This window comes from Sphingobacterium chuzhouense (assembly GCF_014692525.1).
Taxonomy (GTDB): Bacteria; Bacteroidota; Bacteroidia; order Sphingobacteriales; family Sphingobacteriaceae; genus Sphingobacterium; species Sphingobacterium chuzhouense.
This window is the reverse complement of record NZ_JACNYL010000004.1, coordinates 151,096-177,661: the sequence shown is the minus strand read 5'-3', so window position 1 is coordinate 177,661 and position 26,566 is coordinate 151,096. Positions and strand designations below refer to the sequence as shown.

22 protein-coding genes are annotated in these 26,566 nt (G+C 40.6%); 8 read left to right on the top strand and 14 right to left on the bottom strand.

The annotated features are described in order from the left end of the window. Positions 1–8 precede the first annotated feature (8 nt). Positions 9–608, top strand: coding sequence for an RNA polymerase sigma-70 factor (locus H8B21_RS16995; protein WP_190315063.1), 600 nt, complete (start codon positions 9–11; stop codon positions 606–608). Between the two features lie 103 nt (positions 609–711). Here H8B21_RS16995 and H8B21_RS16990 read toward each other — a convergent pair whose 3' ends face one another. The 5 genes from H8B21_RS16990 to H8B21_RS16970 all read right to left on the bottom strand — a co-directional run bounded on the left by H8B21_RS16990 (position 712) and on the right by H8B21_RS16970 (position 7,601). After that, a complete protein-coding gene (locus tag H8B21_RS16990) occupies positions 712–1,860 on the bottom strand; it encodes an aldose epimerase family protein (protein ID WP_190315061.1) in 1,149 nt (382 codons plus the stop codon). A 37-nt stretch (positions 1,861–1,897) separates the two neighbouring features. Continuing rightward, on the bottom strand, positions 1,898–3,598 hold the full coding sequence (locus tag H8B21_RS16985; protein ID WP_190315059.1) for a sodium:solute symporter family transporter: 1,701 nt from the start codon (positions 3,596–3,598) through the stop codon (positions 1,898–1,900). A gap of 69 nt (positions 3,599–3,667) precedes the next feature. After that, positions 3,668–5,170: an L-arabinose isomerase gene (gene araA / locus H8B21_RS16980; protein WP_190315057.1), complete on the bottom strand. Its 1,503-nt coding sequence runs from the start codon at positions 5,168–5,170 to the stop codon at positions 3,668–3,670. A 31-nt stretch (positions 5,171–5,201) separates the two neighbouring features. Continuing rightward, positions 5,202–5,897: an L-ribulose-5-phosphate 4-epimerase gene (locus H8B21_RS16975; protein WP_190315055.1), complete on the bottom strand. Its 696-nt coding sequence runs from the start codon at positions 5,895–5,897 to the stop codon at positions 5,202–5,204. Between the two features lie 33 nt (positions 5,898–5,930). Then, entirely contained in the window at positions 5,931–7,601 is a 1,671-nt protein-coding gene (locus H8B21_RS16970; protein WP_190315054.1) for a ribulokinase, read from the bottom strand. 234 nt (positions 7,602–7,835) lie between these two features. Here H8B21_RS16970 and H8B21_RS16965 point away from each other — a divergent pair, with 234 nt between their 5' ends. After that, entirely contained in the window at positions 7,836–8,534 is a 699-nt protein-coding gene (locus tag H8B21_RS16965; protein WP_190315053.1) for an NUDIX hydrolase, read from the top strand. Between the two features lie 15 nt (positions 8,535–8,549). Here H8B21_RS16965 and H8B21_RS16960 read toward each other — a convergent pair whose 3' ends face one another. The 5 genes from H8B21_RS16960 to H8B21_RS16940 all read right to left on the bottom strand — a co-directional run bounded on the left by H8B21_RS16960 (position 8,550) and on the right by H8B21_RS16940 (position 16,855). Further along, positions 8,550–9,581, bottom strand: coding sequence for a GntR family transcriptional regulator (locus tag H8B21_RS16960; RefSeq protein WP_190315051.1), 1,032 nt, complete (start codon positions 9,579–9,581; stop codon positions 8,550–8,552). Positions 9,582–10,011: 430 nt separating this feature from the next. Continuing rightward, a complete protein-coding gene (locus tag H8B21_RS16955) occupies positions 10,012–10,395 on the bottom strand; it encodes an HU family DNA-binding protein (RefSeq protein ID WP_190315049.1) in 384 nt (127 codons plus the stop codon). A gap of 584 nt (positions 10,396–10,979) precedes the next feature. Then, positions 10,980–11,855, bottom strand: coding sequence for a hypothetical protein (locus tag H8B21_RS16950; RefSeq protein ID WP_190315048.1), 876 nt, complete (start codon positions 11,853–11,855; stop codon positions 10,980–10,982). Positions 11,856–12,332: 477 nt separating this feature from the next. Next, positions 12,333–13,751 carry a RagB/SusD family nutrient uptake outer membrane protein gene (locus H8B21_RS16945; protein ID WP_190315046.1) on the bottom strand — a complete coding sequence of 473 codons (1,419 nt, stop codon included), beginning with the start codon at positions 13,749–13,751 and terminating at the stop codon, positions 12,333–12,335. A gap of 11 nt (positions 13,752–13,762) precedes the next feature. Next, positions 13,763–16,855 carry a SusC/RagA family TonB-linked outer membrane protein gene (locus tag H8B21_RS16940; RefSeq protein WP_190315045.1) on the bottom strand — a complete coding sequence of 1,031 codons (3,093 nt, stop codon included), beginning with the start codon at positions 16,853–16,855 and terminating at the stop codon, positions 13,763–13,765. A gap of 614 nt (positions 16,856–17,469) precedes the next feature. On the opposite strand from H8B21_RS16940, the gene trmD reads away from it, so the two are divergent. The 4 genes from trmD to trpC all read left to right on the top strand — a co-directional run bounded on the left by trmD (position 17,470) and on the right by trpC (position 21,198). Further along, positions 17,470–18,147, top strand: coding sequence for a tRNA (guanosine(37)-N1)-methyltransferase TrmD (gene trmD / locus H8B21_RS16935; RefSeq protein WP_190315043.1), 678 nt, complete (start codon positions 17,470–17,472; stop codon positions 18,145–18,147). A 263-nt stretch (positions 18,148–18,410) separates the two neighbouring features. Further along, positions 18,411–19,814 carry an anthranilate synthase component I family protein gene (locus tag H8B21_RS16930; RefSeq protein WP_190315042.1) on the top strand — a complete coding sequence of 468 codons (1,404 nt, stop codon included), beginning with the start codon at positions 18,411–18,413 and terminating at the stop codon, positions 19,812–19,814. A 6-nt stretch (positions 19,815–19,820) separates the two neighbouring features. Further along, positions 19,821–20,393 carry an anthranilate synthase component II gene (locus tag H8B21_RS16925; RefSeq protein ID WP_190315040.1) on the top strand — a complete coding sequence of 191 codons (573 nt, stop codon included), beginning with the start codon at positions 19,821–19,823 and terminating at the stop codon, positions 20,391–20,393. A gap of 19 nt (positions 20,394–20,412) precedes the next feature. After that, positions 20,413–21,198, top strand: coding sequence for an indole-3-glycerol phosphate synthase TrpC (trpC, locus tag H8B21_RS16920; RefSeq protein WP_190315038.1), 786 nt, complete (start codon positions 20,413–20,415; stop codon positions 21,196–21,198). Positions 21,199–21,213: 15 nt separating this feature from the next. On the opposite strand, the gene H8B21_RS16915 is transcribed toward trpC, so the two are convergent. From H8B21_RS16915 to H8B21_RS16905, 3 genes are all read right to left on the bottom strand, one after another. Further along, complete coding sequence (locus tag H8B21_RS16915) at positions 21,214–22,086, bottom strand: cupin-like domain-containing protein (protein ID WP_190315036.1); 873 nt, start codon at positions 22,084–22,086, stop codon at positions 21,214–21,216. 197 nt (positions 22,087–22,283) lie between these two features. Next, positions 22,284–23,051, bottom strand: coding sequence for a uroporphyrinogen-III synthase (locus H8B21_RS16910; RefSeq protein ID WP_190315035.1), 768 nt, complete (start codon positions 23,049–23,051; stop codon positions 22,284–22,286). Positions 23,052–23,061: 10 nt separating this feature from the next. Further along, on the bottom strand, positions 23,062–23,991 hold the full coding sequence (locus H8B21_RS16905) for a DUF4271 domain-containing protein (RefSeq protein WP_190315033.1): 930 nt from the start codon (positions 23,989–23,991) through the stop codon (positions 23,062–23,064). Positions 23,992–24,056: 65 nt separating this feature from the next. Here H8B21_RS16905 and H8B21_RS16900 point away from each other — a divergent pair, with 65 nt between their 5' ends. Both H8B21_RS16900 and dusB read left to right on the top strand, forming a co-directional pair. After that, positions 24,057–24,626 carry a DNA-3-methyladenine glycosylase I gene (locus tag H8B21_RS16900; protein WP_190315031.1) on the top strand — a complete coding sequence of 190 codons (570 nt, stop codon included), beginning with the start codon at positions 24,057–24,059 and terminating at the stop codon, positions 24,624–24,626. A 399-nt stretch (positions 24,627–25,025) separates the two neighbouring features. Next, positions 25,026–26,042, top strand: a complete 1,017-nt coding sequence (gene dusB / locus H8B21_RS16895; RefSeq protein WP_190315029.1) for a tRNA dihydrouridine synthase DusB — start codon at positions 25,026–25,028, stop codon at positions 26,040–26,042. Here dusB and H8B21_RS16890 read toward each other — a convergent pair. Beyond that, entirely contained in the window at positions 26,002–26,541 is a 540-nt protein-coding gene (locus H8B21_RS16890) for a hypothetical protein (RefSeq protein ID WP_190315028.1), read from the bottom strand. The two genes, dusB and H8B21_RS16890, sit on opposite strands and share 41 nt — an antisense overlap. Positions 26,542–26,566 lie beyond the last annotated feature (25 nt).

The window sequence follows — 26,566 nt, the reverse complement described above, 5'->3', positions numbered from 1 at the left end:
GCTAATCCATGGAAGATAATAAACGTATAGACCCATCTTGCCTCAAAGACCACTTGTATTGGGAGAAGGTACAACAGACAAGTTGTTCCCAGTCTTTTTCATTTCTTTTTGACAGGTATTGGGAAATCTTATACGGCACGGCATTTTCCTATCTAAAAGACCGAGAAAAAAGCGAAGAGATTACGCATGATATCTTTCTCAATCTTTGGCAAAAACGGGAAACATTGATTATTCAATCGTTCCCTGCCTATCTTCGGGCAGCGGCCCGCTATCATGTATACAAAGAACTCAAAAAAAGGAAAACATCCGCCATTGTGTATATGGACGAGCTCACCGAAACGGGAGGAGCTATGACTAACCAGGGCGAAGAGCGTCTTATTTACCAAGACGCTGAAAGATATGTTGACGGAAGCTTGCAAACGCTACCTGCCCGCTGCCAAGAAATATATTTCATGAGCAGAAAGGAAAATTTGACAAACGATGAAATCGCAAACAAATTGGGGATATCGAAACGTACCGTCGAAAATCAACTGACCGTAGCGTTACGTCATATCAGGATATTACTTAAGGCTGTCACAACTGTCCTATTCTTCATTATACTATTATAAATATAATATAAAAGTACATATTCGTTGATGAATCTTGGGAAGATTAGCATAAAACAAAAGGGCGATGTTTACCATCGCCCTTATTTTATGCCTTGATACGTTATTATCTCACACTAAAACGATATTCTGTTTTTGACGTGTATTGTTCTCCAGGTTTTAGCACCGTGGACGGAAAAGATGGCTGGTTAGGAGCATCTGGAAAATGCTGTGTTTCCAAACAAAATGCCGAACGAAAAGGATAGCCCTTTCCTCCTTTGCCTTTCGGATCAGTCTCCGTCATAAAGTTGCCACTATAGAATTGTAAGCCCGGTTCAGTCGTCAATATCTGCATTTCTATCCCCGTTTTAGGAGCGTAAACCGTTGCTACTTTACGGAATCCTTCGCCTTTTACCAACTCAAAATTGTGGTCGTACCCCTTCCCTACTTTCAGCTGCGCATCATCTGTATCAATTCTTGAACCGATAGCCTGTGGTTTGCGGAAATCAAATGGCGTTCCTGCAACCGCTAGACTTTTGCCCGTAGGTATTAATGTCTCGTTTACCTCTGTTATAGCATCAGCATCTATCTGCAACTCGTGATCCAAGATCGTTGAATCTCCTTCTCCATTGAGATTAAAATAAGCGTGATTGGTTAAGTTCAGTACCGTTTCTTTATCCGTAGAACCGTTATAATCAATAACTAAACCACCATCGTCAGTTAAAGAATACGTTACTTTCATCGTCACAGTTCCCGGATATCCGGCTTCCCCGTCAGGCGAAGTATAAGCTAACGTAATAGCGGAATCCGAAGCTTGTTCTACATCCCATACCTTGTTGTATACCCCATTTTTCCCTCCGTGTAACGAGTTCTCTCCATTGTTCTTTTCCAGTTCATACGCCGTACCATTTAATGTAAAAGAAGCATTGCCAATGCGGTTGCCGTATCGGCCCACAATTGCACCGTAATAATTACTGGCATTTTGCTTAAATTCTTCTGCTGTATCATAGCCTAAGATGACATCTGTTTGTTTACCCTCTTTACCTTTTACATGGAGACTGACTAACCTTGCTCCATAATTTGTGAGGGTTACATGTAATCGTTCATTTTGCAATGAATACAGTTTAACGTCCTTCCCATCGATAGCCGCATCAAAGGATTTTTGCTCGATACTGTCGCCAGCTATTTCTTCGGCGCTTCGCTTGTTCGCTCCTTGCTGACAGGAATATGCCATTGAGGCAGCTGCCAATAGGGTAATGAAAACATTTTTTCTCATTTTCTTTATCGTTTATAGTTGTTGTGTTTATCTTCTTCTACCAGAACCTCACATAAACTGCTGTTACAAGCAGCAAAGTGATCACAATTAAGACCAAAATAGATGGTTCTACCTTAAACATTCCGCGATCTAATTGGAAAGCTTTCGGACTAACCTTCGGTCCAAATAAACTCACGCCAATCATCAATAACATGGTGAAAGCAAAGGCCAGTCCCATACAGATCTGGAATGGGATTTCATATACCCCATTTTTATTTAAATAAGCGGTATATATCCACGTTTCAGGCCCAAATACCTTTGTTGCAAATTCGTTAAAAAATACGGAAAGCACAAATCCGGCAATAAGACCGACTATAGCCGCGGCTCCTGTGGTTCGCTTCCAAAACATACCTAATAGGAACATTGCAAAAACACCGGGACTAATAAAACCTGTATACTTTTGGATAAATGTAAACCCTCCTGCGCCACCAATGCCTAATGTATCATCCCATGTAAATAGCACAGCCACCACAATAGATGCAATAATCGTCAATTTGCCAATCCACACCATTTTGCCTTCGCTAGCATCCTTGTTCAGATATTTTTTATAAATATCCAAGGTAAATATGGTTGCAATACTGTTTGCTTTCCCTGCAAGACCCGCTACAATAGCGGCGGTTAATGCGGCCAATGCTAACCCCTTCATACCATTAGGTAGATAACCCAGAATAGCGGAATATGCATTATCTGCATGGAATACGCCGCCCGGAGCCATCTCTTCTTGCAAGGCACCATTCTTATATAGCACATAAGCTGCGATACCTGGAAGCATCACGATAATCGGCATAAATAGCTTCAGGAAACCAGCAAAAAGAATACCCGTGCGAGCCGTCTTTAAGTCTGCTCCCAACGCTCGCTGAGTAATATATTGATTACAGCCCCAGTAGTTCAAGTTTACAATCCATATCCCTGCAAGATACATTCCGATACCAGGCAACATTAAGTATTTATTAATTTCTTCCTGTGAGGCACCTGGTCCCGGTTTCTCCACAATCATATTGAAATGCTCAGGTGCATCCGTCATCAACTTATTGAATCCCGCTAACACATTTTGGCCTAGGCCAAAGTGTTCGCTGACCAATGTTAAAGCTACGTATGTAGTAGCTACACCACCGATAATCAACACGACCACCTGAATAACATCGGTAAAACCAATGACACGCATTCCGCCCAACGTGATAATAATCGCAAATACCGCAAGTGCTACCACAATTAAATGAAACGTATCCCCACCACCGGCCATACTGGATATCGCAATTGCCCCTAAATAAAGAATAGAGGTTAAGTTTACAAAGACATACAAAAACAGCCAAAATACGGCCATAATGAGACTCGTTGTCTCATTGTAGCGATTGTTCAAGAACTGCGGCATCGTAAAGATTTTATTCTTCAGATACACGGGAATAAACCATACCGCAACGATAATAAGCGCAACCGCAGCAATAATCTCGTAGGCTGCCACGGCTATACCTACTTCAAAACCGTTTCCGCTCATTCCGATAAATTGCTCTGCCGAGATATTGGAAGCAATCAACGACGCTCCGATAGCCCACCAAGTCAACGAACCTTCTGCAAGAAAATAATCCTTACTTGTGTTTTGCGCCGCCGTTTTCTTACGGTAGATCCAGTAGCCGTAACCGGCTACAACAAAAAAGTAGATTACAAAGATAATGTAGTCTACGGTTGCAAATTTTTCCATGTGTTATACAGCTTATAGATAAAAAAGGCTTTCCGTTACATTATCATGTGTTGGAAAGCCTCGGTTAGGTTATTTTTTTAGCAGGTAATATAGTTCATTCCACTTGAGTTGGTTCTCCAAACCTGTCAATGTTGTATTTTCATCAATAGCAACATATTCCAACCCAGCTATGCGTGCAAAATCCTCCAAATATTCTGGCGTCAAGCTTAGACTATATGCCGTGTGGTGCGCCCCTCCGGCATAAATCCAGGCACTACATCCTGTTTTCATATCCGGTAGCGGTCTCCATAACACGCGCGCCACAGGTAATTTCGGAAGCTTCTCCACCACCGGCACCCCTTCCACTTTATTGACGATCAAGCGGAAGCGCGTTCCCATATCTACCAACGAAGCGTTTAACGCGGGGCCGCTTATACCGTTAAATACTAAACGTGCCGGATCAGCTTTTCCTCCAATACCCAACGGATGCACTTCTATCCGCGGTTGATGGGCTGCCAACGCCGCATCTACTTCCAACATGTGCGATCCCAGCACCATTGCATTGTCCGGATCGAAATGGTAGGTATAATCTTCCATAAAAGCGGTTGTGCCCGGTAGTCCCGCACCCATTACTTTACAAGCACGAACCAAAGCTGGCGTTTTCCAATCTCCTTCTCCTGCAAATCCATATCCTTTTGCCATCAAACGTTGGACAGGTAATCCCGGTAGTTGCACCATACCATGCAAATCTTCGAACGTATCTGTAAATCCTTTGAAATTTCCTGCCTCCAAAAATTTGCGAAGTCCGATCTCTATTTTAGCAGCCTCGATCAAGCTTTGGCGATGTTCTCCTCCCTCCACTACGTTTGGTGCAAGTTCATACGTTTCTTCATACTCTTTTAACAAGGCTTGCAGTTCCTCTTTGCTTGTTTCATTAATCACTGCCACCAAATCACCGATAGCATAAGTATTTACCGAAAAACCAAATTTCGTTTCAGCTTCTACTTTGTCACCGTCTGTAACCGCTACATTTCGCATATTATCGCCAAAACGGGCAAACTTTGCCCCTTGCCAATCATGCCACGCAGCAGCAGCCCGCACCCATACATTAATTCTGTCGATTACTTCCTCATCCTGCCAATGGCCGGTCACGACCTTACGTCCGATATTTAATCGCGTTACAATATGTCCAAATTCCCGATCGCCATGTGCACTTTGATTAAGGTTCATGAAATCCATATCCATTGTTTCCCATGGAATATCTCTATTGTATTGCGTATGCAGGTGCAGTAACGGTTTCTGTAAAGCTTTTAGCCCTCTTATCCACATTTTAGCTGGAGAGAACGTATGCATCCATGTTATCAATCCGATACATTCGCGGGTGGCATTAGCCTCCACAATCGTATTATAAATCTCGTCGCTGTTTTTTACAATCGGTTTGTAGATGACCTCAACCGGTATGTTTTCGTGAGCCGAAAGATAGTCCGCAATTTCTGCGGCATGCACAGCTACCTCCCGTAGTGTTTCTTCTCCATATAAATCTTGGCTTCCTGTCAGGAACCAGACTTGTAGTTTGTTTAATGCGATATTCATTGTTTTGTTTTTTTAACCCTATTAACCTTTTTTACTCCTGTCCATAGTACGCGTCCGTACCATGTTTGCGGTCATAATGCTTTTTGATCAATGCATCCTTAAGCCGAGGCGCTTTCGGATTGATCTGTTCTGTTAAATACGCCATTTGTGCTACCGTTTCCAATACCGCACTATTATAGACGGATTTGATACCTGTCTTCCCCCATGCAAAAGGAGCGTGATTTCCGACCAGTACCATTTCCACTTCTTTATAATCTAACTGTTGTGCTTCAAAGTGGTTAATAATCTGGAAACCTGTTTCGTATTCATAGTTCCCAACAATCATTTCGTCACTCATCGGCGGGGCACATGGTATATCAACCGTCAGGTGATCGGCATGGGTTGTTCCGAAAATAGGAATATCCCGTTGACTCTGTGCCCATGCAGTGCCATATGTCGAATGTGTATGGGTAATTCCACCGATACCTTCCCAATGCTTATAAAGTACGGCATGCGTCTTTGTGTCTGAAGAAGGACGCAAATTCCCCTCTACTATATTTCCCTCAAAATCTACAATGACCATTTGATGTGGTGTAAGCTCTTCGTAGGGAATACCGCTCGGTTTAATAGCAAAAACGCCTTTTCCACGATCCGCCACACTTACATTTCCGAAGGTAAACAGTACTAATCCTAATTTAGGCAGCTGCATGTTGCATTCGTATGCCTCTTCTTTTATTGCTGTATACATTTATTATTGTTGATATATTGTTGATAAGGTTAATTAACCTTCCGCTTCTACAAAAGCACCTAGTGATTTATATTGTTGATATCGCTCTGCATAAATGGCCACCATTTCCGGACGAGGTTCGTAAGTGCGTTCAAAACCTTGTCCCATGGCTTCCATTGCGTCTTCTACCTTACTATAAATACCTGCCGCCACCGCCGCAAACATCGCTGCTCCGAGAGCACAAGTTTGTTCCGACTTATGAACCCTTATAGGCATATTGATTACGTCGGCCATCGTCTGCATAATGTATGGAGACTTTTTCGCCACGCCGCCCAATCCGATAATTCCTTTAACGGGGATACCTTCGTTTATAAAACGGTCGACAATATTTTTTGCGCCGAAACAGGTTGCTTCTACAATTGCACGGAAGATACGTGGTGCATCTGTACCGAGGTGTAAACCTTTTATTGCGGCTTTCAATGTTTGGTCGGCATCAGGCGTGCGACGACCGTTAAACCAATCAAGTGCAAGCTCAGACGTAGTCGTCACAGGTAAAGTTTCTGCCCGTCTTCCTAACTCGGGAATGATTTGGTCATCAATAAAATCAATCACTTTTCGTAAGTCGTCCTCTCCCAAGATCCCACTATCTGCCAACAGATTTTTTACTGGCCACGTCAGTACTTGTTTGAACCAAGCATAGGCGTCACCAAAGGCCGACTGACCCGCTTCCATACCAATCATACCGGGGATAACCGAACCATCTACCTGTCCGCAAATACCTTTTACGAGTGTATCTGTTACTTCTTCTCTTGGTGCAACCAGCACATCGCAGGTCGACGTACCAATCACCTTACTCACGTAATAAGGTTCAATCTCTCCGCCCACGGCTCCCATGTGGCAATCAAATGCACCAACACCCACCACAACATCAGTGGTCAGTCCCAATCGATTTGCCCATTCTTCTGATAATGTGCCGGCAGATTGATCAGAGGTATATGTTTCCGTAAATAAACGTTCCGTTATGCCATCTAATAAAGGATCTAATGCACTAAAAAATGCATTGGGTGGTAAACCGCCAAATTCGGCCGCCCAAAGCGATTTATGCCCCGCGGCACAAACACTGCGTTTGATGTCTGCTGCACGCGCTCCTCCAGTAAGTAGAAAAGGGATGTAGTCGCAATGCTCCACCCAGGTGTAGAGCGCTTTTCTCACCGACTCATCTACACGTAAAATATGAAGTAATTTTGCCCAAAACCATTCGGAAGAATAGACCCCTCCCACATATTTCAAATAATTGACATCAAATTCCTTAGCATGATCATTGACTTGCTGCGCTTCCTGTACGGCTGTATGGTCTTTCCACAATACAAACATAGCATTTGGATTATCAGCAAATTCGTCTAACAACGCCAACGGAACACCACGCTCATCTACCGCTACTGGTGTAGACCCGGTGGTATCTACCGAAATAGCTTTCACTTGTTTTGCAGAAAGGATTCCCTCTGCTTTTTTTAAACAATCCTTTACCGTAGCTTCCAGCCCCTCTATATAATCTAATGGATGTTGGCGAAACCGGCTAGCCGATGCATCACAAAATTCTCCTTTTTTCCATCTTGGATAATAAAACACGGAAGAAGCAATTTCGTTTCCATTACTTGCATCTACCAATACAGCTCGAACCGAGTCGCTACCGTAATCCAATCCAATCACATACGATTTTTCCATTATGAACACCTTTACTGGTTTATAACACCTTTTTCCGTCCTTCTTCCATATCTTTTTACCATGGACGCAGGAACTTCCCTTTCAAAATTAATGTCAAATTAACACTTATTTTTAGAAAAGTGAAAATTTTATTTTATTTTTAGTAGGTTTAGAAGTTTGAAGAGGTTGATAAAGTTAAAGGGGTTAATAAAGTTGATATAGGTTAAGGGACTTTAGAAAAGTAACAACAAAAGAATGGATTTTTACAAGGGTGAACCCAAAATATTACTAGCTGTAGATTGTGTTATCCTAGGCTTTAATGGTGAGTCATTAGAAATATTATTAGTCAAAAGAGGGATTGCTCCAGAGCGTAATAAATGGAGCTTGATGGGCGGCTTTGTGCAGGAAGACGAGAGTCCGGAAAGGGCTGCTTCACGTGTACTCAAAAAACTCACCGGTTTAGAAAACGTCTACATGGAAAACTGTGGCATATTTGGTGAACCTGGCCGTGAAAAGCGCCGGGTCGTCAGTATTGCGTACTTTGCGCTGATAGACACAAAACAATACAAACATATTCTCAGTGAGGAGTATGAAGCAAAATGGTTCCCGTTAAATAAACACCCAAAGCTTATTTTTGATCACGAAGATATGATTGCTGCTGCGAAGCACATGCTACGTACGAAAGCAGCGTTGTACCCAATCCTATTCGAGCTATTGCCAGAAAAGTTTACTATCCCTCAGATTGCATCCTTATACGAATGTGTATACAATATCGATCTGGATAAGCGGAACTTTAGCCGTAAACTCCTTTCTTCGGGACTCATCATCAAATTAAACGAAAAAGATAAAGAGAACTCAAAAAAAGGTGCTTTTTATTATCGGTTAAATATGGATATATATAAGGAGAAGATCATGTCGTTCCTCCGTTACCTGCCTAGTTGGTCTATCGAGTGATCACCGATCACTGATTTACAACGACGGCCGGATATTGACATAGAACGGGGTCTCTTTCTGTTCCTTTTTTTGTTGTTTGATAATTTGCGCTGCATATTTCCCCATCAGCTCGAAGTCGGTTGATATGGTAGCGATCCCGTTGAGAATAAACTTTTTCAGCGGTGTTTCATTATAGGAAATCACGCCTATGTCCTTCCCAATTTGATAAGCTTTTGCTATTGATTTTTCCAACATGTTTACCAAATCGTCTTCGGCTAGAATAATATAGCACTCTCCCTTTTTTAATGTCTCGGCGGAAAGATTGCCTACAAGCAGATGATCAAATGCGTATTGCTGGCAAAATCTATAAAAGCCTTTGATAATAGCCTTTGGATAGTCGCTATTGTCGGGGAAAACAAGTTTCAATGTCCGATATCGGGAAAGGGAAGACAACATTTTTTCCAAGGCTTCATAAATATCCTTTTCATAGTTTTCGTAGACTGCATCAAAGTTTCCTTCCAGCCCATCGATGAGTTTGCCTAATAACATCAATTTATCCATCGGGATAAGTTTTAGAACCTCGGGGGCTTGATCGCTTCCCTCTTTGAAATGGGGAAACACCACATAATGGTCATACTGTTTCGTCAAATTCAGCAACAGGCTGCGCAGATGTGAGATATCACTGTTATATACAAATAAATCCAATGACGCTTCCTCTCCCAATTCACGTGCAAATGCATCGTAAATAATTTTCTTATGTGCACTGAGTTTATTTAGAAATAGGGCAATCTTCTGTTTGCTTACAACATCTGATTTCGCGACGAAATACCCTTTTCCAGGTGTGGAAGAAATAATATCTAAGCTTTTAAGATGTCTGTAACCTTTTTCTACTGTATCTCGGGAAATATCAAAATAGACACTCACTTCATTGATCGATGGGAGGATATCTCCCTGCTTTAACTGATTCTTTCGCACACCTTCAATAACCGCATCTGCCAATTGCAAATACTTTGGCGTAGATGAAAACTCACTGATCTGGATACTTTTGATAAAATCAATGTCGCTCATGTTATCTCTGTTAGCTATAGAAAAGCTAAAGAAACGCTTTTTTTAGAAAAAACGCAACTTTTTCCTTGTGTAGCATGATAAGCATCAGCAATCCAGCAAATTATGGCATTAGTTATATTTCTACTCAGTCCAATAGAATCAATATTTTCTCATAAAAATCAAGAAACAAAATTAATCTTCGGTAAATAATTTTTCCCTATAAATAGCTTTTAAAGATCAAAAAAATGTTTACTAAAACTGGCCTCGGTAACTTTTCTAACTCAAGGTTTGTTTTTGGTAAGTGACCTCGGTCGTTCGTCCAAAACAAACTTTCTTTTCACAAAATCAAACGTTCCTTTTTTAAATAGCCGTGGTCATTTTGAGGAGTTTGAACACAAAAAAAGCCGACACCCTAAGATGCCGGCCTACCTATTAAGTTATGAAAAGGTCTCTATTCGCTTTTCTTGAAGGTTAAATCGGTTATCGCCTTTTTGATACGTCCGCCATTTTGGAACAGCACCCTTCTGCGGTGAATATTTGCAGCAGTTACGTCGTCTGCTGTTTCACTGCCTATACTGCTTGTACCTAAACGAAAAGATCCCAGACCGCCCAAACGAACAATATAACCCCGGGAGATATTACGCGGGATTTCCCGCACCAAGCTGTATAATACCGCCATGACATCCGCCTCGTTAACAGAAGATGCATGAGAGATATCAGACGCCAGATCTTCTAAGGTAATCTCACCGCTACTCACCGGCCGTGCATAAAACTTTTTAGGGGCAGCGGCATCCTGCGGGTTGCCGATTTCCTGTACATTGAATTTAATTGCCATAATACTAAAGTTTAAAAGTTAAAAAATGTTTATCGGTATCGGCCTATAGCAACATCGACGAGCTCTTTCCAACGTTGCTTTCCGATACCTTTTCTTTTGTTCTTACTCCTCGCGAGATGATCGAACAGGACAAACGTAAAGACAGCATCGAAAGAAAAAAAATAAAGACACAATATGGGACAACATGGGACAATGTGGCACATTTCTATCTGACAAATTTGTTCTTACGTAGTGATGTCTACTCCTCGCGAGATCAACGAACAGGACAAACATAAAATATCCTTCAAATCTCTTTGTCCAAAATGACCGGAAATGACTAAAATGGCATTAAATGTCCGAAAATGATCGAAATGTCCAAAATTGGTACCTTTTCGGAACTAATAAGCGAAATGACGACAAATGAGTAAGAATAACTCCATTCGTTATATTTCGATTGAACCTCTCGAGAGAAGTAACTAAAAAGAAGTACTTATGGTTAATACGGTGACCATACACCATGATAAAAACACGATACGGGGTCTTTACTTATTAAGAAAATATTTTGGAATGGCGTTTACAACACCATACAGAACGAAACTAGCTTATTAGGTTAGTGTTTGTGAATTCCCAAAAACAGGCGCTTTCTTAAAGAGTCCACCTAGCAAATTTTTAACTAATCCACCAATCGCATCAATAATAGTTTTACCCCAATTATTAGATGAACCAGATGGTAGGTTTCCTGCACCATAAGAAGAATAAACCCTAATAGAAACTTTTCCGTTAAAATTTGGTGTATTAGTAGTGTTAAAATTTGGAATGGCAAATGAATAATTGTCTAATGTGTCCGTCAAAGTTCCACTAATGCTTATTTCTTGTATTTGATTACTTTTAATTGGCCATTGTAAACTTAGAGCTGAATAGCTTTGATTTTGGATATTGGCATCGTAAGCCAATTCATATTCAAAAGAATACCAAGTATTGGGTGCCACCTGAAATCCTTCAATCATGGAAGCAACGTTTGTATTCTGCCCAAAATCTATAAAGCCCTCGTTTGTATAATTTAACAATGGGGAGTTGCTTTTGTTACTGCCCATTAACATTAAAGAATGAACAATGTTGCTAGATTGTATATAACTGGTAGGTTTGGTATAATAGTACATTCTTAACACGCCCCGAAATTTATTGTATAGCATAAAATATAAATGGTCACTTATTGAAGTTGTATTAAAGGTATTATATACTAATTCCCATCCATCAACGCCCTTATAATCATGTACAATTTCATCTGGTATTTGACGACTTGCAGTAGATCCCCACGGAACGATAACCTGGGTACTTCCAAGAGGGGTAGGCATTGTATCAGCATTTTCCCAATCAAATGGAACAGTGGGAATTGCGAATGTAGAAAAATCACTGGTTTCAAATAATTCGGAACTTTCTTGATGATTCGAAAACTCCTGCTTTGCACACGAAACTGCCAAGCTGCTGACGAAATAGAATAATTAGCTTCTTCATAGTAAAATTGTTAATGTTAAAATTATTTTCCAATAAAAATCTCGGAGGGACTTACAATTGCCTATATAAACTTACAAAGTTTAATTAAAATTATGAATGTTTTTTTCGCAACGTGAATATCTAAAATTAGGTTAGGCAGTTTCAACAGAACCTTATATGGTAAATTTCCCACAAAATAGTTTCAATAAATTCACCACAAAGGGCCTGAAAAGGTCGATATCGAATTCTCCCTAATGTCTATAGGGTCCCCTCATAAGAAACGATGTCATCGACCTCAGTTTTACTATGATGAGCATTTGGGGAAGGTAATGCTCTAAATGAACAAAATAAAAATGACCGAGTAAAATCAGATTTTACTCGGTCATTTCTTTAAAGTCCACTAAAAAAGTAATGTTTTTTCAGCGCTGCCCTAAAGCTAGATTTTTAGTTATACAAACTAAAGATTAATTGTAACCTGGATTCGGTTCCATATTAGGATTTGCATCGATTTCCGCAATAGGGATAGAAAACATTACTCTAAAATTATCAGGTGCGATATCTGCACTTGGTAATGCATCTGAATCAGGAATAGTCCGGGTCTCGTTCTTTCTAAAAATATCAGTCGACCTAAGACCTTCGCCGATAAACTCTAATCTCCTTTGTGTCTTAATTTCCTCTTTTAAATCAGCTAAACTCATAGAAGCTATTGGATCCAAACCTCTGTTAGTGCGGAGTTCATTTACATCAGCCAACGCCGACGATATATTCGGAGAAGTTAACTCGGTATAAGCTTCCGCTCTGCTTAGATAGATTTCCGCTATGCGCAGGATTTTAATATCCACTAGACCATCTGCCCCCTCTGCGGTATTACCTCTAAATTTATTTAAGAAATACGCGCCATCTTTCGCATAGATGAACCCATTTCTTACGTCATCATCCTCAAGCAATGAGCGAAACGCATCGGTAGGACGGATATCTCCGTAACCTATATCTGGATCATTATACATCTGTCCAAAATTGTCTGCACCACGGTTTTCCGTAGATTTAAATTTCAAAGAAAAGATTTCTTCTGAAGTATTATTTCCACTGTATGCAGTTTCGATATTACCCACTGTCCAAAGAGGATATTTAGAAATAATTTTATTGGCTTCTGTAATACAGTCATCAAACCGCCCCATATACAAATAAACTCGAGCAAGAAGAGCCGTCGCCGCATCTTTAGAACCTCTGTACACTGCAGCACTTCCGCTAGACATATCGGGAGCCAAATCCTGAGCTTTCTTTAGGTCGTCAATAATAGCGTTATAAGTTTCCGCTAAAGTATTCCGAGTTGGATGAAAATTGGCTGGGTCTTTTACAGTCTCTAAAACAACTGGAATTCCTGTATTTGCACCTGATGGATTTGCTCCTACGTTTGTATAGGGTCTGGCAAACCGTCTAGCTGCATCTAAATGAGCTAAAGCCCGTAAAAAATAAGCCTCTCCTTTATAAGGGGTGATATCGTCAGTATCAGGAAGTTCATTGATAACTACATTCGCTCCATAAATCGTTTTATATAATGCTGTCCACGTAGTTCCCTGACTTGCGAGAGTCGGATTCCATAAATAGCGGAATTCATTTAAAAAACGATTGGAGTTAGCTGAAGTGATTTTAACATTATCACCTGTTACTTCAGAAACAACCTGAAAATCTCTACCGTAGTAGCCGACAACTTGCATTTGCTCGTAAACTCCATTAATCAGCTGCCTTGCATAAGTCTCATTAACCACATCCTCTTCAGGTAACGAATTATGGGGGGTTAAGTCAAGTGCGTCCGAACAACCGTTTAGAAATAAAGCGGAGGCGATCATGGACGACAATATATATTTACTAAATTTTTTCATGAATCAATTATTTAAAATGACGCGGTTACACCAAAAGTTATTATTTTCGCTGTAGGATATCTAAAAAAGTCAACACCAGAGTTCGCAACCGCGACGCTCGAAGTACTAGTCGGTACTAGTGGCGCTGTGTTAACGTCAGGGTCAAATCCTTTGTATCCCGTTAATGTGATAAGGTTTTCTGCTTGGGCGTAAATCTTGATCTGACTAGCACGAATTTTCTCCAATACGGTTTTTGGCAGATTGTAACCCAATCTAACATTCCGCAACCTAGCATAATCCAAGTATTCTAAATATCGTGTTGAAATGGAATTAGATAGGCTTCCATTATTCCATTCAGCCTTAGGCTTATCTGAAATATCTCCCGGATTTTGCCATCTATTAACGGCATCTACACCAAAGTTATAATTAGGCGAGTTACCATCATTTTCCCAATATTGTCTTGTTCTATTCAATGCTTTATTACCTGCGCTAAAAGAAATCAAAAATGAAAGATCAATATCCTTGTAACTTAAACGGTTTGTCAAACCTCCTGTTATTTTAGGTAAAGCCGTACCAACATATCTTCTTGCTGCTTGTGAATAGGTACTCGTTAGGTTTCCATCTGCGTCGTACCATTGAGGGGCTCCATTGTCAGGATTTACTCCCGCCCACTCTTGCATATACCAACTAGCTATCGAATGACCTACTTCTATCCGCTGATTAGTGTTAGAAGCTGGTGTAATAGGGTTATCATTAACAAGAGAAAGTACTTCATTTTTCAAGGTGGAAAAATTACCACTTATATTCCAACTAAAGTTCTCATTCTTAATTGGTGTCGATCCTAACGTAACTTCCCATCCTTGATTCAAAATAGAGCCTATATTTGAGTTGATAGTTGAGAATCCAGTTGTACCTGATAGAGGGGCTTGAAGAATTAGGGCTTCCGATCTTTTATCAAAAAACTCTACTGACCCGTCTAAATAACCGTTGAATAAAGCAAAGTCGATTCCAACATCAAACATTTTGGTTTTTTCCCAAGTAAAGCCCGGATTAGCAACCTGACTGGCTATTGCCGCACTCTCATCATTGTAAACCGCATCAAATCTATACAAAGCGTTAAACGGATAGTTTCTGTTAGTAAATAAGAAATCTGCGTTACCCATGCGTCCGTAGCTAGTTCGCAATTTCAAACTATTTATCCAACTGACATTTTCTAGGAATTGTTCGCTACTAATAAGCCAAGCTGCGCTTCCAGAATAAAATGTACCGTAACGACTATCTTTAGGGAAGCGTGATGAACCATCTCTTCTAATGCTTGCTCCCACAAAATATTTTGCATCAAAGTCGTAATTAGCATTCAAAAAGACACTATGGAAAGCAAATTGTTCTCTATCGCCATCTACATCAAGTGGCTTTGCCGCAACACCCGGTTGCTGTAACTCACTACTAGCAAACCCTTGTGATGCCATGTATGTCCAACGGTAGTCATTCTTTTGGAATTCATTACCTAACAAAAGGTTTAAACTATGCCCTCCTTCAAATGTTTTATTATAGGTCAACAACTGGTTTGTTAAGAGGTTCGTGTTCTTAACATTGCTATTCTGCAATAAACCATCATAGTTTCTACCGTTATATCCGATTGGATCCCACCAAACACGTTCTTCAACGTTAATCATTTCGGCATTTCCTCGTACAACAAGTCGCAAACCATCTATAATATTCCAACCAAATGCTCCATTGAAAGAATTGTATAGGTTATTATTGAAATTATAATCGTGCTCTATGGTATGCATAAAGTTCCCTCCCATAAGCGTTGGTCTGTATGTCGCTGGTATATTTCCAAATGGTGCGTAACCAGAAGTACCGGGTTGACCAGAACTAAAGCCGTCAGACAATGAACCATCCGCATTATATGCTGGAACGTAAGGTGTATTAAAAAACATTTGCAGAAGCGGAGACGCATAACCATTCCCAGCATTTGCACTTCGCTGATCTGTATATGATCCATTAAGTTTAAAACTTAGATCAAACTTATCAGACAATTTATGATCAACATTAAGACGAGCACCGTAACGTTTGAAATGGCTACCTACTAATCCCCCCTTCTGGTCAAAATATTCACCAGAACCGAAATATTGGGTTTTCTCATTTCCTCCTGATGCAGAAAGATTGTACGTTTGATTTTTCGTAGACTGGAAAGCTTCATCATACCAGTTGGTGTTGTTCCCAGCTAACATATCCGGTCTTCTCTCCAAGATATCAGATTCCGACATACCTGCTGTGCGCATTAATTCACGTTGGTAAGAGAGCAACTGGGAAGAGTTCATTAAATCAATTTTCCCTGCCACGTCTCCTCCTCCAAATTTAGCATTTAAAGTGATATTGCTTTGTCCCGCTTGTCCAGATTTAGTAGTGATTACAATAACGCCGTTTGCGCCCCTCGCACCATAAATCGCTGTTGCAGCTGCATCTTTTAGAACCGTGATATTTTCAATATCTGCAGGATTCAAACTAGAAATAACATCTTGTGTTGGAGTATTCTGCGTTAAATCTCCGTTTGTCATAATAACACCATCAAGCACATATAACGGACTTGAAGATGCAGAAATAGAACCAATACCACGTATTCTTACCTCTGTTCTTGATCCAGGCTGGCCGGAGTTCGCAGATGCTGTAACCCCAGATGCATTACCTTGTAACATTTGATTAACGTCGGGTAACGTAGTGTTATTTAATGCTTCCGCATCAACAACAGAAGTGGCAATAGTAGACTTTAATTTTGAAACCGTAGAATATCCTGTAACTACAACTTCATCCAAAGTCTCTTCGTCGCTAACCAACTGTACGTTTACAACAGAACGACTACCGACCGCAATACGTTGGCTGTTGAAACCCACGTAGGAAAAAACGAGTGATGCATCATTCCCTAGTACCTGGATAGAATAATTTCCAGATCCATCAGTCTGCGTGGCATTTGAAGTACCAACTATAGCCACGGAAACTCCCGACAATGGAGATCCATCACCGGCCGATGTCACGCGACCACTCACTTGCCGATTTTGTGCAAACGTCACCCCTACCAGGCACGTTAACACAAAAAATAAACTGAGTAATTTTTGTTTCATGTTTGTGTTTGTTTAGTTATTAATTTGTTGATTGTTTATTGTTTTTGTTGTGTAATAAGTTACTAAAGTATACGACAATTTGTTATTACGTTACACACCCTATACAGAATTATCATATTATAAGCTATCAAATTAATACAACCCGAGGTTGAGTAACTTAAAAGCCTACATCATGCATAGTTTGTGTGTAAAAACGTTACTGTTTTAACAAAGAAAATACAATGGAGTAGTTAATAAATTCCGTTTCATCTGTGTTGTTTGTTTAGTTAATCATTTTTTCTATCTCTCCCGTTAACGGAAAACACGTTAACAGTACGCTATATCTGTTAAAAACTGTTAAACTATGCAAACATAAAAAAATAACTTTGTTCTTGCAACTTTTCAAAAAAACTAAAATAACGCTGATACACTATCAACAAATAATGTGAAAGAATACAAAATAGGAAATAAAACATAACAAAATAATAGAATATAGAAATACCGTAAACACAAAACTTTATTCCAAAAAAAATAATATAATAGAAATATAAGCACAGTATACAATAGACTAAAAACAGATATAATCTCCGAGTCCATTGACATAAAATATTATATTTTCCCCTTATCTTTGCACCATGCGTTTTGATATCATTACTGTTTTACCGGGCTTACTGGAAAGTCCTTTTGCACATTCTATTCTACAACGCGCTCAACATAAGGGCCTGGTGGAAATCCATGTACATAATTTACGGGATTATGCGACGAACAAGCATAAATCTGTCGATGACTACCCTTACGGCGGTGGCTCGGGAATGGTGATGCAGATAGAACCCTTTGCGGCCTGTATCGAAAAATTACAAACAGAACGACAATATGACGAGGTGATCTACATGACGCCGGATGGGGAAACCCTTAACCAAGAAATTGCTAATGCGCTATCATCCATCGAAAATGTCATTATCCTCTGCGGGCACTATAAAGGGATCGACCAACGTATTCGGGATGTATTTGTGACGAGAGAAATTTCAATGGGTGACTACGTACTGTCTGGTGGTGAGCTACCGGCGGCAATATTGGTCGATGCGGTGGTTCGTTTGATACCGGGCGTGCTGTCGGATGAGACTTCTGCATTATCTGATTCTTTCCAAGACGGCCTGTTGGATGCGCCTATATATACGCGACCTGCGGAATGGCGTGGACATCACGTTCCCGACATCCTACTCAGTGGCCATGAAGCGAAAATCGCTGCCTGGCGTTACGAGCAACAACTGAAACGAACGGAAGAACGTCGCCCAGATTTGTTAAATGATTAAGATTAATCCATAATTTTTATTTTTTTATCAAAAAAAGTTTGCTAAATAAAAAATATTCATAAATTTGCGCTATACAAATGATCATGAAACAAGTACATACAAACTGGTGGTGGCCCGAAGCAGACAGCGTCGGGAATGTGTTTGGCATGTATTAAAAGATATTCATAATCAACCAAAACCATTTTGAAAGTAAGCCCGACGATTAAACGTCGGGCTTTTTTTTATTTTTGGTATCATAAAGACTAGAAACAACAAGATTAACAATGAAATATTCACTGAAGACAAATTACAGAAAGATATTGGCGGACACTACAACGCCCGTGAGCATCTATCTCCGTTTGCGGGATACCTTTCCTAACAGTTTGCTCCTGGAAAGCTCAGAGTACCACAGTCGTGACAACAATATCAGCTATATTTGCTGCGATCCAATTGCAGGTATTACCCTCAATAAACAGCAGCTTCGCATCATTGAGCCCGGCGCACAGCCCATTTATAAAGCTGCTGACGAAATCAACCTCCGAGAGGAAGTGTCTGCTTTTCGGAAAAAATTTTCCCAAGTGGAAATTGAAGGTATAAATGTTATTTCTTCCGGCCTATTCGGATACTTTACTTTTGATGCTGTTGAACACTTTGAAGATATCGAGTTAACGGCAGGCACGCATACAGCACGAGAAATTCCTTATATGCAATACCATGTGTACCGTTATGTTATCGCCATCGACCATTTCAGAAATCAACTGTATATCTTCGAAAATCTGCTGGCCGACGAATCTTCCGATCTGGATCGACTGGAATATTTAATACAGAATAAAAATTTCCCCGAATATCATTTCAAACGCCAAGGCGGTGAGTCGTCTAATATGACGGATGAAGACTTCAAAAGTCTGGTCAACAAGATGAAACAACACATACAGCGCGGAGATGTTTTTCAGATTGTACCATCACGTGCGTTCTCCACACCCTTTGCGGGAGACGAGTTTAACGTATACCGTGCTTTGCGATCCGTCAACCCTTCGCCTTATCTTTTCTATTTTGATTACGGTGATTTCAAACTATTTGGTTCATCGCCAGAGGCCCAATTGACCATCAAAAAAGGAGAAGCCACTATCTATCCAATCGCTGGAACGTTTAAGCGTACCGGTGATATGGAAAAGGATGAAAAGATTGCAGAAGAACTGAAAAATGACCCAAAGGAATCCGCCGAGCACGTCATGTTGGTTGACTTAGCGCGCAATGATTTGAGTCGTCATTGTACAAACGTAAAAGTAAAATCATATAAAGAAGCACAATATTATTCCCATATTATCCATTTGGTCTCTAAAGTTTCTGGCAAGCTCAACCTCGCCTCCAATCCGTTTGACGTCGTAGGCGATACCTTTCCCGCAGGGACATTATCGGGCGCTCCTAAACATAAAGCACTTACGCTTATAGACCGCTACGAAGGCTTCCCGCGCTCCTTCTACTCCGGCGCCATAGGTTACATGGGCTTTAACGGGGATTTCAACCACGCCATCATGATCCGTTCCTTCCTGAGCAAACAGAATGTTTTACATTACCAAGCTGGTGCAGGTATCGTGCTGGATTCTGACGCTGAAAAAGAACTACAAGAAGTAAACAATAAAATTGCGGCTTTACGCCGCGCTTTAGAAATTGCAGAAACGCTATAACACAAAATGAGTAACAATAAGATATTAGTAATCGACAATTACGATTCATTCACCTATAACCTTGTACATTTATTGCAGGAACTAGGACAAGCATACACCGTATGGCGAAATGATAAATTCAAGCTGGAAGATGTCGAGCCGTTTGATAGGATTTTGCTGTCGCCTGGCCCCGGAATACCGGAGGAAGCTGGTCTTTTAATGGATGTTATCCGTCAATACGCCCCCTCGAAGAGCATCTTAGGTATCTGTTTGGGGCAGCAGGCTATTGCCGAGGTATTTGGAGGAACGCTATACAACATGCCGAAGCCCCTACATGGTGTTGCTACCGACATTATTATTACCGACGACACGGAGAAGCTGTTTCAAGACTTCCCTAAGGATTCTAAAATTGGGAGATATCATTCGTGGGCAGTCACGAAAGAAAATCTACCGACGTGCCTTCAGGTAACAGCAGTCGATTCGGATGGGGTTATTATGGCACTGCGTCATAACCAATATGATGTACGTAGCGTGCAGTTTCATCCGGAGTCGGTACTGACAACAAATGGAAAAAAGTTGATGGAAAACTGGTTGTTATAAACATCTTTACAAACAAACAATGACTATATTAGACAAAATAATAGAACGGAAAAAAATAGAAGTAGCGGAAGCTAAAAAGCAAGTTTCGTTGGAAGAACTGGAGCAGTATCCGTTTTTCAGCAGGACTTGTTATTCACTGAAAGACTATGTACTGCATCCTGAACGGACGGGCATTATCGCAGAATTTAAACGGGCATCGCCGTCAAAAGGGCTCATCAACGGAACATCTAGCGTTGCAGAAGTCGTTCAAGGCTATCAGAAGGCGGGGGCATCGGCGGTATCAGTACTGACAGACCCGGATTTTTTCAAAGGTTCCCTTGCGGATTTAAGCAGTGCGCGGGAGGTATTGACTATTCCTTTGCTACGTAAAGAGTTTATCGTAGACACGTATCAGATAGCTGAAGCTAAAGCGCATGGTGCTGATATTATCCTCTTGATTGCAGCGTGTTTAAATAGCGATGAAATAAAAGCTTATTCGGATTACGCTAAATCGTTGGGATTGAGCGTACTTCTGGAAGTTCATAACGAAGAAGAACTCCAACGTAATATCTTTGATAGTGTGGATGCTATAGGTGTCAACAACCGCAACCTAAAGGATTTTGTGGTCGATCTAAACCATTCTTATGATTTAGTGAATATTATTCCTGATCGCTTTATCAAGGTTTCAGAAAGCGGCATATCTGATCCAAAGACAATAAGTGAATTGAAAGATGCTGGTTTCCAGGGGTTCTTGGTTGGCGAAAATTTCATGAAAACTGCAGATCCAGCAGAAGCAATAAAAGAGTTTGTAGGAAAATTGTTATAGGGGCGTAGTACCCCCCTATAACTTCGCGCGCTTCCGCATCGCCCTGTCTGCACGCTTCCGGGCAGTTTTGATTTTATAATCGAGCCACTTACCCTTGAATATCTTACGCATGGTATCATCAAAATGACGCGTGACAAATAGGTTTCTTGCTCCTTTTATTTTTTCACTAAGGGAATTTGCCAATGCCCGTACGGAAATGGAGTATCCTTCGGTTTCATACTGTATATAGTGCCACCATCCCGCTGGCATATAGAGTGTATCACCAGGGTGGATAACAGCTTCATAACCATCCAACAATTTCAAAGCCGGATACTCTTCCTGGCTGCTCGTTTTCAAGTTCGCAATGCTATGGAAATTATAAGGCAACTTATACATCAAGTCAGATTGATTGTTTGGAAAGAGCCATATCCGTTTCGTTCCTTGAAACTGCGAAATGAATACATGCGACATATCAATATCGAAATGGTTACGGGTTGCAGAACCTTCTCCACCAAAGAACATATAAGGAAGCCACTGCAGGACTTTACCACCGGTCACATCATTATAAATGACGTCTTTTTTTAACTCGGGTCTGATCTTCATCAAATTGAAAAGGAACAAACGCAATTCCGTTGGTTCCATCCTTATTTTATCAAGATATTCACCAAAACTCATCCTGCCTACCGGAGGACTGGCGGCATGATTCTGCGACTCCTCTTCTCGTCCGTATATATCTACTTGTTCGTTACCTGCTATTTCCTTGAAATAGTCATAACTCCATTTCTGCCAGCAAGGACTCTCTTTGCTGATAAAATCTTTGATGATCACCGGCTGTCCTTTGTTGAGATAATCCCGAACAAAGTCCTTTGGAGCAATCCCTGATATACTATCTACTGGTTTTAGTTTCACAAGTTCTAACGCTTAACAACTATTTACAAACTTAAAAAAATATTCCTCTTTAATATAAGAGCCTGTTTAAATTTACCTAATTATTTTTTATGCTTCTTTTTGCCTGCGACTTCGTTAAATTTTATTTTATCGAATCAATATCACGCACAAATTAAATAGAAATATTCTAAATAAGAAATGATAAGCGTCATTATTCTTTATTTATTCACCTGTTTGATGTATTGCTCCACCGCCATGGTCATGCTTGGTGCTTCTGGGGTCGGGGCTGGTATATCTAAAATCAAATCATGGTTGAGCAGTTCTTGTTGCGTAGTAGCACCAAATGCCGCAATTCGGGTGTTTTTTTGTCTAAAATCGGGGAAATTCTCAAACAGCGACTGTACGCTTGAAGGGCTGAAGAAAACGATAATATCATAAAATACATTTTCTAGATCTTTGATATCACTAATAACTGTACGGAACAAGACGGCGGGAGTAAAGTCGTATCCGTTATCCTGCAGCCATTTTTGAGTTTCTTCATTAGCAACATCTGAGCAGGGAAAAAGAAATTTTTCTTTACTATGCTTCTTTAGAACTTCCTCTAAATCTTTGGCGGTTTGCTTCCCAAAGAAAATTTTACGTTTACGATATTGAATATATTTTTGCAGATAAAGCGCTATAGCCTCTGATATACAGAAATACTTCATGTCTGCCGGCACTTCATACCGCATTTCCTCACATACGCGAAAGAAATGGTCGACCGCATTCTTACTGGTAAAGATAACCGCTGTAAAATCTGCAAAGTTAATTTTTTCCTTGCGCACGTCTTTAGCCGGAACACCTTCTACGTGAATGAATCCTCTAAAGTCCAATTTTAAGTTATATTTTTCTGCTAACGCAAAATACGGAGACTTATCATTTTCAGGTTTGGGCAAGGTAACTAAAATACTTTTTACCTTCTTGGCTCTTGCTTCATCTACTTGCATATTCAATTTTTTAGTTGCTCAATGTTCTAACCAATATCAAAATCGGCGCTACTTCAAGTGCGCAAAGATACAGAATTAAATAAAAAATTGAAAACTTTAGATTTCCGAACAAGCGGAAAGCTGTCCTCAAAAACCTATATATGAACAAGATAGACACCAATACACTGAACAAAATTAACAGAATCTTAAAGTATGCCGTAGGAACAAGCGTTACCGTCAGCAGGAAAGGCATCAAAAAAAGCATGCTGTTAAAATAAACTAAATAAAGTACGGTTACGTATTCTCTCACCAAACGATCTATTTCAAATACGAACGAAATAAATCTGATTAACAGTATTTTAATGATAAATAATACCGCAACAAGAAAGGCTGTTCGTATATAGTTCTCTAAACTGAGGACGTCAAAGCGCTCAAAAGCCGATTCCATTAACACGATGAAAAGTCCCAGTGCGAGGCTAAAGATGAGATACAGAAATATATATGGCCAAGAGGTGAGCATATTGTCCTCCTTGCTCACCTGCTGCAGTGTCCGTTCGTCGTAATAAGCCTGTACAATCATTGCAAAATCAGCAGGAAATGCAAGTCGCACAAGTGCAACAGCCAGAAACAACAGAAAAACAACCAGCAAGACCCACACAGGACGCTCACCTTTTACCTCTCCTTGCCGATGGGGTACACTTTGAGCGGATTCCGACGTAGATTTCATATAATCCAGAGCGGTGATGGGATTTATACTACGTTGTTCAATGTCTGATAAGAATTGTTCAAGGAGCTTATGTGGACGATCCTCCGGTGGAAATATATAATTAAACGCATCGATTTCCGCCACTGCCATGCTGTCGATCGCTATAGGTAAACGGGTAGTGTCCTCTTGCCCCCACACTATGCTGGTCATCAGACACAGTATGCTACCCAAAAAGATACGCTTCAATAGATACATCCAAAAATTTTCTTACTTTGCCGTAAAGTTAGCATAATATCACCAAGCTTAAAAAAGAAAAAGACATGACAGCACCCCCTATTGAACGTTGCCCTTGGTGCGGCAACGATGAATTATATGTAAGATACCACGATGAAGAATGGGGCAAAGAAGTAGATTCAGACACTGTCCTTTTTGAATTTCTCGTCCTAGAATCAGCGCAAGCCGGGTTAAGCTGGATTACGATCTTGCGAAGGAGAGAAGGGTACAGAAAGGCTTTTGCGGGGTTTGATTATAAACAAGTATCACAATTTGATGAGCGCAAAATAGAGGAACTCGTGCAAGACGAGCGTATCATCCGTCATCGTGGTAAAATAACCGCGACTGTGAAAAATGCACAGATATTCATGCAGATACAGCAGGAATTCGGCTCATTTTACAATTATCTCTACAGCTTTATGCCGGAAAGGAAACGCATTGTCAACGCGCTGAAAGACTTAAAATCAGCCCCGACCCACAGCAAGGAATCTGATGCTATCTCCAAAGATCTCAAAAAACGCGGCATGAAATTTTTCGGAACCACGATATGTTATGCTTTTATGCAGGCCGTAGGGATGGTTGATGATCATCTTGACAGCTGCTCTTTTAAAATTTAACTTTTTTTCTGTCCTTTTTTCCCGCAAAAAAGAACCAAAAAGCTCGCCACTTAAAAATTTTGATGGGTTGGATAGTGCATTTATCATATTTCTACATATTTCAAAATTTTTGATGTGGCATTAGAGGTTAAGGAGGGAATTGTGCAATGCGTAAATAAACACGATCAATATTGCTTTGCCGTTATGTGGATAACAACGGCCTTATATTGTTTTGCGGTCATTTTTATGCAGGTTATTCCGTTAAGAACAAAATAATGTTTGAGCAACGCGAGTTTTATTTTGTTTAGGAATAGACAAAGAAAAATAGCAAAACCATATTCAGCCTTGATTTTTTTGCTTCGTTTTTTTATCAAGAAAAAAATGAAGAAAGAAATTCAGTAACTTTGCAAAAAAGTTAAGATGGCTGTTAAGATCGGTGAGCATATTGATTTAGGTGAATTTCCGTTACTACTGGCTCCTATGGAGGATGTCAGCGACCCACCATTCCGTTATGTGTGTAAGCAAAACGGGGTGGATATGATGTATACGGAGTTCATTTCTTCGGAGGGGCTAATTCGGGATGCTGCTAAATCCAAACAGAAGCTTGACATCTTTGAATACGAAAGACCTATCGGTATACAGATATTCGGTTCTGACATTGAAAGCATGCGTCAGTCTGCGGAGATATGCACTTTAGCCCAGCCCGACTTAATTGATATAAACTACGGCTGCCCTGTGAAGAATGTAGCTTGCCGTGGTGCAGGTGCCAGTCTTCTTCAGGATATAGACAAAATGGTTGCCATGACCAAGGCTGTTGTAGACGCTACTCCCCTTCCCGTAACTGTAAAAACCCGTCTTGGCTGGGACGACAACACCAAAAATGTATACGAAGTCGCAGAACGCCTGCAAGATGTAGGTATCAAGGCATTAGCTATCCATGGGCGTACAAGAGCGCAGATGTATAAAGGACAGGCCGACTGGAGTATGATACGGGATGTAAAACGTAACCCCCGCATCCAAATCCCTATTTTTGGGAATGGGGATATCGATTCTGTGGAAAAAGCAGCCGCTTGGCGTATGGAATATGAAGTCGACGGCATCATGATTGGACGTGCATCTATTGGATACCCTTGGATATTTCGAGAAATCAAGCATTTCTTTGAAACGGGAGAACGATTAGAAGGTCCAACCATAGACGAGCGCGTCGAAGTGTGCAAAACCCACTTGACCAAATCCATTGAATGGAAAGGGGATAAAACCGGCGTGTTTGAAATGCGCCGGCATTATGCCAATTACTTTAAGGGTATACCGAATTTCAAGGAATATCGTACCAAGTTGGTTGGATTAGGCGACCATAACGAAATTCTCGAAGTGCTGGAAGAGATCAAGGAAAAGTTTAAAACGCATAACCAAATCCTATCATCCATTTGCCCGTAATAGATTCCGTATTGTCGGTCGTGTTGATAAATTTACGGGCTATACCACCACTGACTTCCAACATCAGGTTTCTTTTAAAAAGCCACTTACCCCCTAAACCCACTCCCAATCCTACCGACGTCCGTCGTTCCATGACCTCTGTATAACTATCGTGGGCATCATTATATTTCTGAAACGTTTCTTCCATATTTGTAATCGGCACAAAAGTTTCCATGAAAAAGCCCGCCCCATGCGAACCACCTACATACAGTCGTCCGAAAGGGGAAAATTGTATCATTTCATCCATCGCCCCTAACCCCAAAAGACTATGCAGCCCGAGTCCTACGTCTTCATTGATAGCACGCTCATAAGAAAAATTAAGCACCGGCCCCGCGATTAACGAGATTGGATCTAACATAATGTGATTTGGACGTGCAACGGCTCGTTCCCTCCTCGATTCCTGGGCATGACTAGCCATTACAAGAGCCATAAGGCTCAATAAAAGTAAAGTTTTCTTCATAAAATGATATTAAATGTCAATAATA